Raw genomic sequence first — 14009 nt, forward strand, 5'->3', positions numbered from 1 at the left:
ACTAGGCAGGGCCGATCCCCCTATTCCCCTCCTCAGATCGAGATCTCCGTCCACTCGATCGTCGAGCCGCCGCCATTGTTCGTCTGGTTGCTGCTCGTGTTGTAGGCGCCCATCTTCGGGTAGAAATAGCGCCCGCTCTTGAGGCTGCCGTCATAGACGGTGCCGGCCTTGTCGCCGTCCGGATTCGATTTTTTGCAGACCACGCCGTTGATCCGGTATTCCGGGCTCTGGCCGGTGCTCACCGACACGCTGACATCGTAGGAGCTGCCGATCACCACGGTCGGCGCGCCGCTGCACAGCTGGCCGCCCTGCACCACGTAGAACTCGAAATTGCCGCCCGACTTGGGCCTTACGGCGAGCTGGGTGATCGGCTCGGACGGGCCCGAGGTAGCGCCGGCCGCGACGACGTTGAGCACCTGCATCACGCTCACATATTTGCCGCCGCTCACCAGCTTGAACCGCCCGCTCGCCGAGACGCCGGTGGTGCTGGACGTGCCGCGCAGCTCCGCCCTGCCCGGCGTGCTGTCGGTGCGCTGCTGGATGGTGAAGCGCTTGCCGCCGCTGATGTTGGTGATGCTGCCGCCCGAATCGGTGTCGGTGGTATAGGCCCAGGCGACGCCGGCGGTGGCGAGGATCAGGCCGGTGGCCGCCAGCAGGGCGGTGCGATTATGCTTGAACATTGCATCTTCTCCAGGCGCCTCCTGGATTGCCCGGCGCTTCTGTGCGAGCTGGTGCCCGTGTCGCCGGTGACGGCACCCTGCGAATTGTCAGGCCAGTTGGCAAGGCCCGATTGCACCGGCGCGGCGGCGCCATGCGCCTTGCCTTTCCCCCCGGGATGCGCTAGGCGCGCGCCCTTCCAAAGCAACAGCTACGGAAATCCGCGGGAGGCCGTGTTCGCACGGCCGCTTAACCGCTCGACTTGATCAGGGCCCCGAGCTTCGCGCGAAGGGCCCGCGAAAGAGAGTGACATGGCAAAGAAGATTACCGGCTATATCAAGCTGCAGGTGCCTGCGGGCGCCGCCAACCCCTCGCCGCCGATCGGCCCTGCCCTGGGTCAGCGCGGCGTGAACATCATGGAATTCTGCAAGGCGTTCAACGCCCAGACCGGCGACATGGAGAAGGGCACGCCCCTCCCCACCGTCATCACCGTCTATGCGGACCGCTCGTTCTCGTTCGAGACCAAGACCCCGCCGGCGACCTATCTGATCAAGAAGGCCGCGAACCTGAAGTCGGGCTCGAAGGAGCCGGGCAAGGTTTCGGCAGGAAAGATCGCTCGCGCCGAGCTGACCAAGATCGCCGAGATCAAGATGAAGGATCTCAACGCTAACGATATCGAGGCGGCCACCCGCATCATCGAGGGCTCGGCCCGCGCGATGGGCCTCCAGGTTGTGGAGGGCTAAGGACATGGCAAAGCTGACCAAGAAGCAGAAGGCGTGGACCGTCGACAGCGAGAAGCTGCACGGCGTGGACGAAGCGATTGCGATCGTGAAGGCCAATGCCACCGCCAAGTTCGACGAGTCGATCGAAGTCGCGCTGAACCTGGGCGTCGATCCGCGTCACGCCGACCAGATGGTCCGCGGCGTGGTGACCCTGCCCAAGGGCACCGGCAAGACCGTGCGCGTCGGCGTGTTCGCCAAGGGCGCGAAGGCTGACGAGGCTCGCGAAGCTGGTGCGGACGTCGTTGGCGCCGAGGACCTGCTCGAGATCGTCCAGGGCGGCAAGATCGAGTTCGATCGCTGCATCGCGACCCCGGACATGATGGGCCTGGTCGGTCGTCTCGGCAAGGTTCTGGGCCCGAAGGGCCTGATGCCGAACCCGAAGCTCGGCACCGTGACCATGAACGTCGCCGAGGCCGTCAAGGCTGCCAAGGGCGGTCAGGTCGAGTACCGCGTCGAGAAGGCCGGCATCATCCACTCGGGCATCGGCAAGGCGTCGTTCCCGGCGGAAGACCTGCGCGCGAACTTCGACGCGCTGGTCGACGCAGTGGTCAAGGCCAAGCCGTCGGGCGCCAAGGGCAAGTACCTGCGCAAGGTCGCCCTGAGCTCGTCGATGGGCCCGGGCGTGAAGGTCGACGTCGCCGAAGTCGCGGCCGTCTGATCTCAGCGCACCGCTGAAACAAAAAGGGGCTGGGAAGAGCGATCTTCCCGGCCCTTTTTGCGTCCGCCCGCCCTGGCACGGCATCTCGATATCCGGGCGTCCGCGAGTTCGGCAACTGTGGCTCGGCCTTCGCCGGGGAACCGAGAGAGATACGCGGGAGCACCCGCCAGGCCGCGCGCCCAGACAGAAAAAGGGCCGGGACATCGCCCCGGCCCTCTTCGCCCCACAAAGCACCGGATGGTTCAGGCCACCGCTTCGCCCGGCAACGCCGTTTCCGCCTTCCAGGTACCGCGCACGCGCCGTGCCCAGTCATCGACCCGGCGGATCGCTTCCTCGGTGAGCGTCACGATGCCCGCCCGATTGTCCATCGGATTGGGCGAGCGAACGACCAGCCCGGCGCTCTCGAGCAGGGCAAGGTGGCGGATCGCCGTGGTCTGGGGCGCACCGCTGCCGATACAGGCACTGCTCACCGATACAGGGCGCCCCTTGGCGGCCGCCAGGTAGAGATCGAGCAATATGTCCCAGGTCGGCTCGCGGAACTGCCCGGCGATCGGCCCAAAGGCGTCGTCGCGCAGCCGGCGGGCACGGTAGATGCCCTCCACCAGGTCCGCTGCCTTGCCGGTGAACCCGACACCGCCCGCCGCCGCCTTGCTGGGCACCGCAGGGCGCTCATGCAGGCGATACAGGGCATTGTCCGCCTCAGCCATGATAGGCCTCCCCGGTCAGGACCAGGCGGGATCCGCTCCATAGAGCTTCAGCCGCTGGCGATGCCGCACCGCGCCGATCGCGATCAGCAACGGGCTGGGATAGCTCCACGCCGCGTTCGCCACGGCATAGGACCATGGCATCAGCGAAGGCGAAAGGATCAGCAGATGCGTGATCACCGTGTTGAGCTTCACCGCGGCGAGCCACATCGGCCAGTAACGCTGCGCCTTCAGCGCCAGCACGGTCATCGCCAGGAACAGGCACGTATCGACCGTGAGCATGCCCATCTCGAGTTGGAAGAAGCGATGCGCGCCGGTGGAGGGCGTGAAGGCCGAGGCCGCGACGGCGGAGACCAGGATCCCGACGGCCGCACGTTCCGGCGTGCCGCCCCGCGCGAGCGCGTAGAGGCAGCAGCTTACCAGCAGGGCGAGATAGAGGAACTTGCTCATGCGACATGATCGCACCAGTGAAGCTGGCCCAAGTCAACGCCTCCATCACGCTGCAGCCGCGATTTTGATGATCGCCGGCTCGATTGCTTCGTGCCCGGGCGTTTCATAGATGTCGCCCTCGCCGATTACCTGGTGGCGAATGCCGACGCTGCGCAGCTCGCCATGCGCTTTCTTGATGTCGGAAAGCGCACCGAAGACCTTGGCGGTGGCGGCACCGACATAGTCGACGGCATCCTGCGCCTCGAGCGGGTGGAAAGTACCGTCGGCCCGCGCAGTGAGCACGGCAGTGCCCATGGCGAGAACCTTGAGCGCAGCCTGGTTCACCGCGAGTTCCGCGGGCTGGAGCGAACGGGCGATGCGCACAGAAGCGATCTTCTTTGCAGAAGGCATGAGTCCTCCTTCGCGCAGCCACAATGCTGCGACGTGGTTGATGGTCCGGCTTTGGAAGAGACCTAGTTCAGCTGGTAATGCGCCAGAGCGCGCCCAGCCCATTGAGGAAGTTGGCCACCGCGATCAGCATCAGGATCGAGAGACCGAATATCCACATCAGGCGGTTGAGCGGGTCCAGATCATTGGTTTGCCTCCCTTGCCTCAGAAACGGAACCCGAAAGCGCGGTTCGGCTTCGGACCGTTTCGGTGGCAATGGAACTCCCGAATGCACCGTTTCGGCAAGGTCCACCGGCTCGGCCCCCAAATTTTGGGGGGGTGTTTCCGGGGGCTGCAGAGAGGCATCCTCGTGCGCGGTGAGGATGCGCGCGGCCTCGCGCCGGCTGGATACGCCGAGCGTGCGGGCTGCTTCCTTCAGGTACCCATCGACCGTGAGCGGCGACAGGCCAAGCGCGAGGGCGATTTCCTTGGACGACATGCCGCGCGCGACAAGCCGCAGGCAGTCACGTTCACGTGCAGTGAGTTGCTCGATCGTCCCGGTCACCATCGCTGCCAGCTTTTAGCCATCGCGCGTGGAAATCCAACCGAGTTGGTGTGAAAGAGTGTGAGTTTCCGCGCAAAATCGCGTTGGGAAAAACGGATCGCATGCAAATGGGAATCCAGCCGAAACGGCCTTCCTCCTCCCGCTAGAAACACCTGCGTATCCGGGCCTGGCCGAACCGCCATCGTGCGCTTCCTTCCCCCCGACGTAACGCGCATAGTAACGCACTAACGATATAGCGGGAGAGGCGATATGCGGGGCATGCGCGCGATTTTGGCACTGGGCCTGATCGGCACGGCTGGAAATGCCGTGGCACAGGAGGCGAATCCGCCCGGCCAGGATGCCGCGATCGTGGTGCAGGGCCAGCGCGACCGGCCGAGCAACTGGCGCCAGGCCGAGACCGATCACGTCGTGGTGATCAGCGACGGCAGCGAGAAGGAGCTGACCCGGATCGCCCATAATCTGGAGCGACTCCATTTCCTGCTTTCGGTTCTGCTCAACCGAGTCGACCGGCCGGACAACACCCGCAAGCTGCGCATCACCCTGGTCGGCAACGGCGCCGAGTTCGATGCGATGGACCTGGCGAACCTGCGCTATTCGCCCGGCCCCTATGCCCGCGTCTTCCCCGAGCCGGCCTATTATGATCCGCGCGAGGACGGTGCGGTGTTCGCCGCGAGTCGCTTCGACCAGAAGGCAGTGCTCGAGCCCGGCCAGTCGCTCGCCAATATCCTTCCCGACCTGGTCCGCGCGACGACACCGGCGGCCGATCCCGCCGCCGGGGCATCGGGCGAGAACCCCGGCACGGCGGCCGCGCTCGCCGCCGGCCAGGCCGGATCGATCGCGCGATTCGGACGGGAGGACCCGCTCGCCCTTTCGGTGAACGAGCTGGCGGTGCCGATCTCGGCGGAGGGCCGCATCTATGCCGGCTATGCGCGCCATTTCCTGGTCACCTATTTCCCGCATGCCTATCCCCGCTGGTATGTTGACGGCTTTGGCGAGCTGTTCGCGACGATGGCAGCCGAGGGTGATGCGAAGATCGAATATGGCCGCGCGCCGGACGGGCTGCGCAAGGTGCTCGATCGCTATGCCCGCACGCCGATCGCGGATGTCCTGACCGGCCGCTATCTGAGCGACCGCAAGGCTGCCGAGCGATGGACCCCGCTCCACGCCTGGGCGCTCACGCACATGCTGTTCTTCTCGAACACCCGCCGGGACCAGCTCCACGCCTATCTCGCATCGATCGCCGCGGGCGAGTCGATGGCGCGCGCGGCGGCGGCATTCGGCGACCTCGGCAAGCTGCAGGCCGAACTTGCCGCCTATGACAATGGCAAGCTGCCGTTCGAGCAGATGTCCTATCCCGCCGATCGCGCCGGCGAGCCGATCGTGCGGCGGCTGACCGAAGGCGAGGCGGCCTTTGTGAAAGGACGGCTCGAGCTCGGCTCGCGGGTCGAGCGGCCGCCCGCTTCCACGGACCCGAAGCTGGACAAGGCGCGGCGGGACGCGATCGCGCACCGCGACGACTGGTTGCGCAGCCTGCGCCGCGACGCCGCCCGCTATCCGGCGAACCTCGACGCGCAGCTGCTGCTTGCCGAAGCCGAATGCCGCAGCGGCAACGGCACCGAATGCGCCACCGCCGCCGGCAAGGCGCTGGCGATCGCCCCCGGCAACGGCGACGCGCTTGCCTGGCGGGGCGTAGCCCAGACGCGGATCGCGCTGGCGGCGCCGGCGGCGGACAGGCAGGCGATGCTGAAGAGCGCCCGTGTCACCATCGCCCGCGCCAATCGCGCCGACAGCGAGAACCCGCTGCCGCTGCTCGCTTATTATCGCAGCTTCGCCGATGCGGGCGAAGCCGTGCCCGATGTCGCGATCGAGGGGCTGATGAAGGCCGCGGACACCGTTCCCGCCGCCCCTGCCCCGCGATTGCTGCTCGGCGAGGCACTCGCCGCGCGGGGCAGCACCGTTGCGGCGCGCGGCGCGCTGCTGCCGGTGGCCAACGGCCCCTATGGCTCGCCCGAGGCGCTTCCCGCCCGCGCGCTGCTCGCCACGCTGAAATAGAAAAGGGCCGGAGGCGATGCGCCCCCGGCCCTTCCTTTTCAGCCGATCCGAGGATCAGAACTGCGACGAATAGGTCAGGAACCACTGGCGCGGCGCAATCGGATACGCCGAGTAGCTGTTGGTCGCCGAACCCGCCGAGATCGTTGACCAGCCCTTGATGTCGCCCAGGTTGGTGACGTTCAGGCTGAGCTTCGCCTTCTTCATCCCGACCATGTCGGCCGGCAGGTCGACACCGACGCTGAGCGAGGTGAGGAAATAGGAGCCGATGCTCGCGTCGTTCGAATAGGTGGCGTAGCGGCGGCCGACATAGTCGCCCACCAGCTGCGCCTCGATCGGGCCGACATTGAGCGTCGCGACGCTCTTGTTCATCCACTTCGGCGTGCCCGGCAGCTGCTTGCCGCAAGTCGGTACGACGCCGCCCACCACCAGATAGCCGCCGATGCAGCTGCTGGTCGCGCCACCGATGCCGGTCGCGGTCGAGCTATAGTCGCTCTGGTACTTGGACAGGTTGTACGACGTGGCGTTGTAGAACGAGAAGATGCGGCCGAAGCGCAGCGTGAACGCCGCATCGACGCCGTTGGTCTTCACGTCGCCCACGTTCACCAGGATCGAGGTGCCGCCGGCGATCTGGCCGCCCGCGATACCGCCCGGATTGGTCGAGATCGCCAGCAGGCGGTCGCTGAAGTCGACATGATAATAGTTGATCTGCGCCTCGAGGCCGATGCCGCCGCCGAAGTTGCGGTGGGTGCGCAGGCCGGCTTCATAGGTCCAGCTGCTCTCGGGCTTGCCGTCATTGGCGAAGGCGTTGAACGCCGCCTGGCTGCCGGTGAACCACGGGCCGCCGCCACCGGCCAGATATGCCTGATACTGGCGCAGGTTCTTCTGGACGTTGAAATAGACTTGCTCGTGCCCGTTGACGTCATAGGTCGCGCCCACGGCCGGAAGGAACCACTTGAGCGTGTTGATCTTGCCCTCGGGCAGGCCGCCGGTCAGGCCGGAGAGCGAGCCGAGCTTGGGCTGCACCGGATACCAGCCATTGGCCCATTGCGCGCTGGTCTTGAAGCCGAACTGGACGAGCAGCGGCTCGAACACCTGCCAGGTGTCCTGGACGTGGAGCTGCAGTTCGTTGATCCGCGCCTCGCCCTGATACTGGGTGAACAGCGGCTGCATCACCCGGATCGGGCGGATGTACGGGGTGCTGAGTTCCGGGCTGCCGACGGGCACGGCATACCAGCGGCGCCACTGGGTGGTGCTGTTATGCTCGAACCAGCCACCCAGCTCGATCTTGTGATTGCCCAGCTCGACGTTGAGCGAGCTGATCGCGCCGCCGCGATCGATGCGATATTCGGTGGTGCGGGTGATCAGGCCCGAGCCGCCGGTCGCCGCGACCATCGCCGCACCCACCGCTGCCAGCTGCGCGTCGGTGCGCGCGGTGCAGGCGGCGGGGCGCACGCCGTTGCCGTTGGCGGTGAAGCGACAGTTGGTCGGCAGCGCGGCATAGCCGGCATCGAGATAGGGCTGCGCCGTGGTGATCGACTGGCCGAGCGGGCCGGCGACGACGCCGACACCGTCATTGTGGTGATAATAGATGGTGTTGGTCAGCCGGATATTGTCGGCGATCTTCGCCTCGTACCGCGCATAGGTCAGGTGGTCGGTGCGCTGCGCGTCCGAATAATAGTTGCGGTAGTTGCTGCCCACCGCGGCGGGCGAGTTGCCCAGCGCGTTGATATAGCTGCGATAGCCGCCCAGGTCCGGATAGGAGAAGGGCTTGGTATAGGGCGTGTAGAGCTGCACCGGGGTGGCGGTGCCGCCGGCCGAGGGCTTGAAGAAGACGGTGGCGTCCTCGTTCGGCTGCTTCATGTCGTTATAGTCGAAGTACAGCGTGAACTTGCCGACCGAATCGTCGTGCACATACTTGGCATTGCCCTGCCAGCCGCCCTGCCAGCCGTTGAAGTCCCATGCCTTGGCCTTGTGGCGCGTGATCGCGAAATAAGCGGAGTCGGTGCCCGCCTTGCCCAGGCCGGTATCGAGACGCAGGAAGGTGCGCGAGGTGTTGTAGCTGCCCACCGTCTGGTTGGCGGTCACGCCGAAGCTCGGGGTCGGATCGGACGAGAAGGTCTCGATCGTGCCGCCCAGGTTGCTGTTCGATGGGGTGGCGAGATCGCCGGCGCCGGCCGACACGACGACGCGGGCGACGTTCTCGGAGATCACCGCGCGCTGCGGCGACAGGCCATTATAGTTGCCGTAGCTCTGGTCGCCGAGCGGGATGCCGTCCATCGTGTAGCCGAGCTGGTTGCCGGCAAAGCCATGGATGAAGATCTGGGCGTTCTGCTCGTTGTTGCCCCAGGGATCGGCGGTGACATAGAGCACGCCGGGCAGCGTCTGGATCGCCTTGAGCGGCGAGACGCCCGGCAGGATCTTCTGGATCTCGCTGGCCGGGATCGCGGTCGCCGAGCGGGTCTGCTTCGCCGTCACGAGGATCGCCTGGTCGCCGGCATTCTCCGGTGCGCTCGCCTCGTCGGACGGCGCTGCCTGGTCCTGCTGGGCATAGGCCGGCGCGGCGATGGCGGTGAAGGAAAGAGCCGCTGCGCAAACAGTGGCACGAAGAACGTGGCGAGCCGTCATATATCCCCCTGGGAATCGCGGCTTCGTTGCGCCGCAGCATCGGCCCCTAGGCGGGGGATGTGGCAGTCTCGTTCCGGTTGTGAGACACATTGGCGAAACGAATAAGACCGATCCGAGACACGTCGGAGCGCCCGCCGCCGCCGCAATTGACTTATCCACAAATATCGCTATTGGCGCGCCTTCCTCCTTCGGGAGGTGACCGTCCGAGACAGCGAGTGCAGGGAATTTGCCCTGCTTAATCTCTCGCCTAGACGGGGACAGATTTTCACCGGCGGCTCCCTGAGCGGAGCGCGCGGGTCATGCCCAGGGATCTGGGCACGACGATCCTTCCCCTCGGACATTTTGTAACCGGGCATTTCCCGCAAGGGAGTTGCTCATAACGAGGAGACCGGCATGGATCGTTCCCAGAAGGCTGATGCCGTTGCCGAGCTGAACCGCACCTTTGGCGAGGTTGGCGTGGTGGTTGTCACCCGCAACCTCGGGATGACCGTCAAGCAGTCGACGGACCTCCGTAACAAGATGCGTGAGGCCGGCGCGAGCTACAAGGTCTCGAAGAACAAGCTTGCCAAGATCGCTGCCGACGGCACCGATTACGCGGCGATCGCCGACCTGCTTACGGGTCCGACGGCGCTCGCCACCTCGATCGACCCCGTGGCTGCGGCCAAGGTGGCGGTCGAGTTCGCCAAGACGAACGACAAGCTCGAAATCGTCGGCGGCGCAATGGGCACGCAGGTTCTCGACCAGGAAGGCATCAAGGCACTCGCCTCGCTGCCGTCGCTGGACGAGCTTCGCGGCAAGCTCGTGGGCCTCATCGTTGCTCCGGCAACGAAGCTCGCGACCGTCACGCAGGCACCGGCCGCGCAGCTCGCGCGCGTTTTCGGCGCCTATGCGGCCAAGGACGCCGCATAAGCGGATCTTGCTAGCTTATTTATCCCTAAACACCTGAATTGATTGGAGTTTATCATGGCTGACCTTAACGCACTTGTTGACCAGCTTTCGGAACTGACCGTCCTCGAGGCCGCTGAGCTCTCGAAGCTTCTCGAAGAGAAGTGGGGCGTTTCGGCCGCCGCTGCCGTCGCCGTTGCCGCCCCGGGTGGCGCTGGCACCGCTGCTCCGGCTGCTGAAGAGAAGACCGAGTTCGACGTGATCCTCACCGGCGACGGTGGCAAGAAGATCAACGTCATCAAGGAAGTCCGCGCCATCACCGGCCTGGGCCTGACCGAAGCCAAGACTCTCGTTGAGTCGGCTCCGAAGGCTGTCAAGGAAGGCGTCAACAAGGACGAAGCCGAGAAGATCAAGAAGCAGCTCGAAGAAGCCGGCGCGACCGTCGAGGTCAAGTAAGCTTCCTAGCTTCTCGCTTTTCAGCGAACCAGATCAGGGCGGTCCGGCAACGGGCCGCCCTTTTCTTTTGCCTGCGCATCACCTCCTCCCCGGCTCGCCTCGGGGTGGAGGGACCGCCGCGAAAGCGTCCTCCTTCTTCGTCACCCCGGCCTTGTGCCGGCGTCCACCGGGAGGCAAGCGCTGGCCCCACGGCTCGATGCCGCCCCCCCGAGGCACGGTGGATCCCGGCACAAGGCCGGGATTACGGTTAATTGGCCAACAGCCCTCCGCCTCCTTGCAATGTAGGATTTCGCCTGCTGGGCTCGCCCGGCCGGCCTCGACCCGGCCGCTCTTTGTCGCCGTTGGAGAAATAGGATCACGCGCGCGCAACGATGTTGCGAGATGCGACGTGTTCCCGGGGAAACTGGGGAAATAGGCGCCGCGAAAACCCGCTCTTGGCCTGTACTTTGTGTACTTTCGCGAGTCGGCACCGATCCGCTGTTGGATGGATCAGGCCGCCGCCATCTGCTTCGCAAGATAGCGGTTCGCCGCCAGCTGCCCGGTCGGCGCCGGGCGATCGAGCCAGATCGGGCCGAGCTTGTCGCCCTGCCCCGCCGTGCCCAGGATGAAGTCCGCGCCGAAGCGCCGGATGCTGAGCCCGCCGCGCCAGCGCAGGTCGATCAGCACGATCGGCACGAACATCGGCCGCCCGCCGACATCGACCACGTTCACGCCCGAACGCGGGATCGCGAGGCGTACCGGCATGCGCCCGCCGCCGCCGGCGGGCAGGTCGAAGGGCGGTCCACCCGGCTCGCCCGGCGGGCCGCCATGGAAGCCGGCGATCACTTCGTCCTGCCGGGCATGCGCGCTCATCGCTGCATAGGCGACGCGGATGCTGTCGGCCGCAGCGCCCGTGCCGTTGGCGATCAGCAGCTCGAATTCGACCAGCACTTCATTCTCGCCAAACACGATCCGATGCGGGTTGATACCAAGCTCGAACGGCTCGGTGCCAACCAGCGCAGGTGCTGGAATGGCAGGCTGGGCGGGTGCGGGTACGGGCGCAGGCGTCGCGCGGCCAAGGCCCGGCGGCGGCTGGAGCGGCGGGGCGGCAACGGCCATCGGCTCGGCCTCGTAAGCCTCCGCTTCGTCTTCTTCCCGGCGGCGGCGGCCGAGCAGCAACCAGCCGCCCAGCCCAAGCAGCGCCGTGCCCCCGGCACCAGCGGCGGCCCAGAGCCATGGCGAAGACGCGGATGCCGGCTCGGGCACTGGCACGGCGGTCTGCACCGGCTGGGGGGCAGGAATGGGCTGAGCGACCGGGCTCGGCATCGCCGTCGGCGCCGGAGTCGCGGACGGCGTCGGCGAAGCGGCAACCGGCGCAGCCTCGCGCGGCGCGGGGGTCGCGCGGGCGACAGGCGCTGCGCGTTGGGGCTGCGGTTGCGGCGTGGCGGTACGGGCTGCCGGCGTTGGCGTGGGTGTCGGCACCGGCGCGGGTGTCGGGCTGGGTGCCGGCGCGATGCTGAACCGCTCGGGGATCACGCCCGGCAATTGTTGCGGCTGCGGACGGACGCTTGGCGGCGGGGTGATGATCGGCGCGGAGCCGGAGCCCGGCGCCGGTGCATCCTGGGCATGCGCCAGCGGCGCGGCGATCGATGCCGCGGCCAGGCCACACAGCCAAACAGTTCTGAGCCTCCCAGCGTTCACCATCATTTCCTGGCCTTCCGAAGATGAACCACGGCTGCACATCGCGCGTCATTCGCCGCATGTCGAGGGCGGATTGTCCCTGCCGTCTCCGTCCCTTACAGCGATGAAACACTGGGGAGACATTGGTGACTGGCGAGCGATCGGGGCCCGGCCCCGGCTATATACCGGCGATCGACGGGCTGCGCGCCATTGCCGTCACTTCGGTGATCCTCTTCCACCTCTGGCCCTGGTCGCTGCCCGGCGGCTTCACCGGCGTGGACATCTTCTTCGTCATCTCGGGCTTCGTGGTGACGGGTTCGCTGGTCGGCCGCGAGTTCACCAGTTTCAGGCAGCTTGCGGCATATTTCTATGCCCGCCGCCTGATGCGGATCATGCCGGCGCTGGTGGTGATGCTGCTGGTCTCGCTGCTGGCGTCGCAATTGTTCATCCCCGACGCCTGGCTGAGCAACAGCCTGTCCCAGGTCGCCCGTTTCGCCTTTTTCGGGCTCAGCAATGTGGTGCTGGCCACCGATACGGACAGCTATTTCGGTCCCCAGGCGGCGTATAATCCCTTTACCCACACCTGGTCGCTGGGCGTGGAGGAGCAGTTCTACCTGTTCTTCCCCTTCATCCTGTGGTGGCACCACCGCCTGCATTCGGGCGCCAAAGCCGTGCGGCTGGTGGCGATCCTCTCCGCCCTGTCGCTGCTGCTCTGCGCGGTGCTGGGCATCTTCGCCCAGAAATTCGCCTTCTACCTGATCTTTCCGCGCTTCTGGGAACTGGGCGCCGGCATGCTGCTCTGCCTGACCCGCGAGCGGTGGCAGCCCTGGGCGGCAGGCCGGCGCTGGCTCGCGCCATTGGGAATTCTGCTGATCGCGGCGGGCTTCGCGATCCCCGAAGGACCGCTCTTCCCCTTCCCCGGCGCGCTCTTGCCGGTGGCGGGCACGTCGCTGGCGATCATGGCGATCCTGGGCGGCACCGCGCCGCGTGCGCTGGGCGGGCGACCGATGGTGGCGGTGGGACTGCTCTCCTACTCGCTCTATCTCTGGCACTGGCCGGTGTTCGTGCTGTTCCGCTGGACCGTGGGGCTGCACACGCTCAAGCACCAGCTCGCCGCGCTGGTGATCGCGATTGCACTGGCGATCTTCTCCTATCTCCTTGTCGAGAAGCCGCTTCGGATGAGCCCCCTGCTCGTCCGCTGGCCGCGTGGCCGAGTAGTCGCGGTGGCGGTGGCGGGGGTGCTGGTGGCAGCGCTGGGCGGGCAGCTGCTCATCGCCGCGCATAACCGGATCACGCTGAGCGTCACCCGGGATCGCTTCGCCTGGTATGCCGAGCCCGGACGGGCGTTGCCGCTGGATCTTACCGGGTGCGTGCCGGTCGATGGTGGGGAGTGGCTTGGCGGGGGTAGAATCGCGACCTGGACTGCCCGGTGCGCGCGGGGGGAGGGATTCACACTGTTCGTCCCAGCCGACTCGCATGGGCTGGCTTATTCGCCCGCTTTGCGACGGCTCGCCGCAGAGACGGGCGCGAGCGTTCGGCTCTATTTCAAGCCCGGCTGCCCCTATCTCAAGCTCATCCAGACCCATGCCTCGCGCCCGCGCTGCACGGCCTGGTACGATGCGGTGGAGAAGGAGATCGCCGCCCGCTCGAAACCCGGCGACGTGGTGTTCCTCCCCGGGCTGCGCGTCACCCGCCTCGCCAACCAGTTCGAGAATGACCGCGACCTGATCGGCGCCCGCGAGGATGTGGTGTCTGACGCCGCGCTTGTCGAGGCCCGGGGCATCACCCAGAGGCTCGCCGCCGGCGGCGCCCGGCTGGTGCTCGAAGCGCCCAAGCCGGTCTTCCCCAGCCCCGTCTTCCGCTGCGCCGACTGGTTCAACCGCGCCAACCCGTCGTGCCACGGGCTGACGATCGAACGCGAGCGGATGCTCGAGCGCCGCCGCCACGTGATGCGCGCGATGAGCGCGCTGGTCGCCAGCGAGAAGCCGACGATCCTGTGGGACCCCCTGCCCCTGCTCTGCCCCGGCCAGACCTGCGAGGCGCTGCCCGGCGGACGGCCGCTGTTCTTCGACGGCGACCATCCGAGCGGCCTGGGCAACGACCTGATCTATGCGGATCTCAAGCGGACGGTGCTGGGGGTTCGGTAAAGA

At 66.7% G+C, this 14009-nt stretch carries 13 protein-coding genes; 6 read left to right on the top strand and 7 right to left on the bottom strand.

Annotation, left to right across the window (positions count from 1 at the left end; genetic code table 11):
• Window positions 1–32: 32 nt before the first annotated feature.
• Window positions 33–680 (bottom strand): hypothetical protein, encoded by a 648-nt coding sequence (locus tag O3305_RS08710; protein WP_184168523.1) that lies wholly within the window; start codon window positions 678–680, stop codon window positions 33–35.
• 288 nt (window positions 681–968) lie between these two features.
• Between O3305_RS08710 and rplK the strand changes: the two genes are divergently transcribed.
• Window positions 969–1400, top strand: coding sequence for a 50S ribosomal protein L11 (gene rplK, locus O3305_RS08715; protein ID WP_184168524.1), 432 nt, complete (start codon window positions 969–971; stop codon window positions 1398–1400).
• Window positions 1401–1404: 4 nt separating this feature from the next.
• A complete protein-coding gene (rplA, locus tag O3305_RS08720) occupies window positions 1405–2097 on the top strand; it encodes a 50S ribosomal protein L1 (RefSeq protein ID WP_184168525.1) in 693 nt (230 codons plus the stop codon).
• 242 nt (window positions 2098–2339) lie between these two features.
• Here rplA and O3305_RS08725 read toward each other — a convergent pair whose 3' ends face one another.
• From O3305_RS08725 to O3305_RS08740, 4 genes are all read right to left on the bottom strand, one after another.
• Window positions 2340–2804: a helix-turn-helix domain-containing protein gene (locus tag O3305_RS08725; RefSeq protein ID WP_184168526.1), complete on the bottom strand. Its 465-nt coding sequence runs from the start codon at window positions 2802–2804 to the stop codon at window positions 2340–2342.
• A gap of 15 nt (window positions 2805–2819) precedes the next feature.
• Window positions 2820–3251, bottom strand: a complete 432-nt coding sequence (locus O3305_RS08730; RefSeq protein ID WP_269576042.1) for a hypothetical protein — start codon at window positions 3249–3251, stop codon at window positions 2820–2822.
• 45 nt (window positions 3252–3296) lie between these two features.
• Window positions 3297–3641, bottom strand: a complete 345-nt coding sequence (locus tag O3305_RS08735; protein ID WP_269576043.1) for a hypothetical protein — start codon at window positions 3639–3641, stop codon at window positions 3297–3299.
• A gap of 67 nt (window positions 3642–3708) precedes the next feature.
• Window positions 3709–4185, bottom strand: a complete 477-nt coding sequence (locus tag O3305_RS08740) for a helix-turn-helix domain-containing protein (RefSeq protein WP_269576044.1) — start codon at window positions 4183–4185, stop codon at window positions 3709–3711.
• A gap of 255 nt (window positions 4186–4440) precedes the next feature.
• Here O3305_RS08740 and O3305_RS08745 point away from each other — a divergent pair, with 255 nt between their 5' ends.
• Complete coding sequence (locus O3305_RS08745; RefSeq protein ID WP_269576045.1) at window positions 4441–6234, top strand: tetratricopeptide repeat protein; 1794 nt, start codon at window positions 4441–4443, stop codon at window positions 6232–6234.
• Window positions 6235–6288: 54 nt separating this feature from the next.
• Here O3305_RS08745 and O3305_RS08750 read toward each other — a convergent pair whose 3' ends face one another.
• Complete coding sequence (locus O3305_RS08750) at window positions 6289–8859, bottom strand: TonB-dependent receptor (protein WP_269576046.1); 2571 nt, start codon at window positions 8857–8859, stop codon at window positions 6289–6291.
• Window positions 8860–9252: 393 nt separating this feature from the next.
• On the opposite strand from O3305_RS08750, the gene rplJ reads away from it, so the two are divergent.
• Entirely contained in the window at window positions 9253–9768 is a 516-nt protein-coding gene (rplJ, locus tag O3305_RS08755; RefSeq protein WP_184168532.1) for a 50S ribosomal protein L10, read from the top strand.
• Window positions 9769–9822: 54 nt separating this feature from the next.
• Complete coding sequence (rplL, locus tag O3305_RS08760; RefSeq protein WP_269576047.1) at window positions 9823–10200, top strand: 50S ribosomal protein L7/L12; 378 nt, start codon at window positions 9823–9825, stop codon at window positions 10198–10200.
• 489 nt (window positions 10201–10689) lie between these two features.
• On the opposite strand, the gene O3305_RS08765 is transcribed toward rplL, so the two are convergent.
• The gene (locus tag O3305_RS08765; RefSeq protein WP_269576048.1) at window positions 10690–11880 is read right to left on the bottom strand and encodes a hypothetical protein; all 1191 of its coding nucleotides are present in this window, start codon (window positions 11878–11880) and stop codon (window positions 10690–10692) included.
• 125 nt (window positions 11881–12005) lie between these two features.
• On the opposite strand from O3305_RS08765, the gene O3305_RS08770 reads away from it, so the two are divergent.
• Entirely contained in the window at window positions 12006–14006 is a 2001-nt protein-coding gene (locus tag O3305_RS08770; protein ID WP_269576049.1) for an acyltransferase family protein, read from the top strand.
• Window positions 14007–14009: the final 3 nt, after the last annotated feature.

The organism is Sphingomonas sp. NIBR02145 (assembly GCF_027359115.1).
Classification (GTDB): Bacteria; Pseudomonadota; Alphaproteobacteria; order Sphingomonadales; family Sphingomonadaceae; genus Sphingomonas; species Sphingomonas kyeonggiensis_A.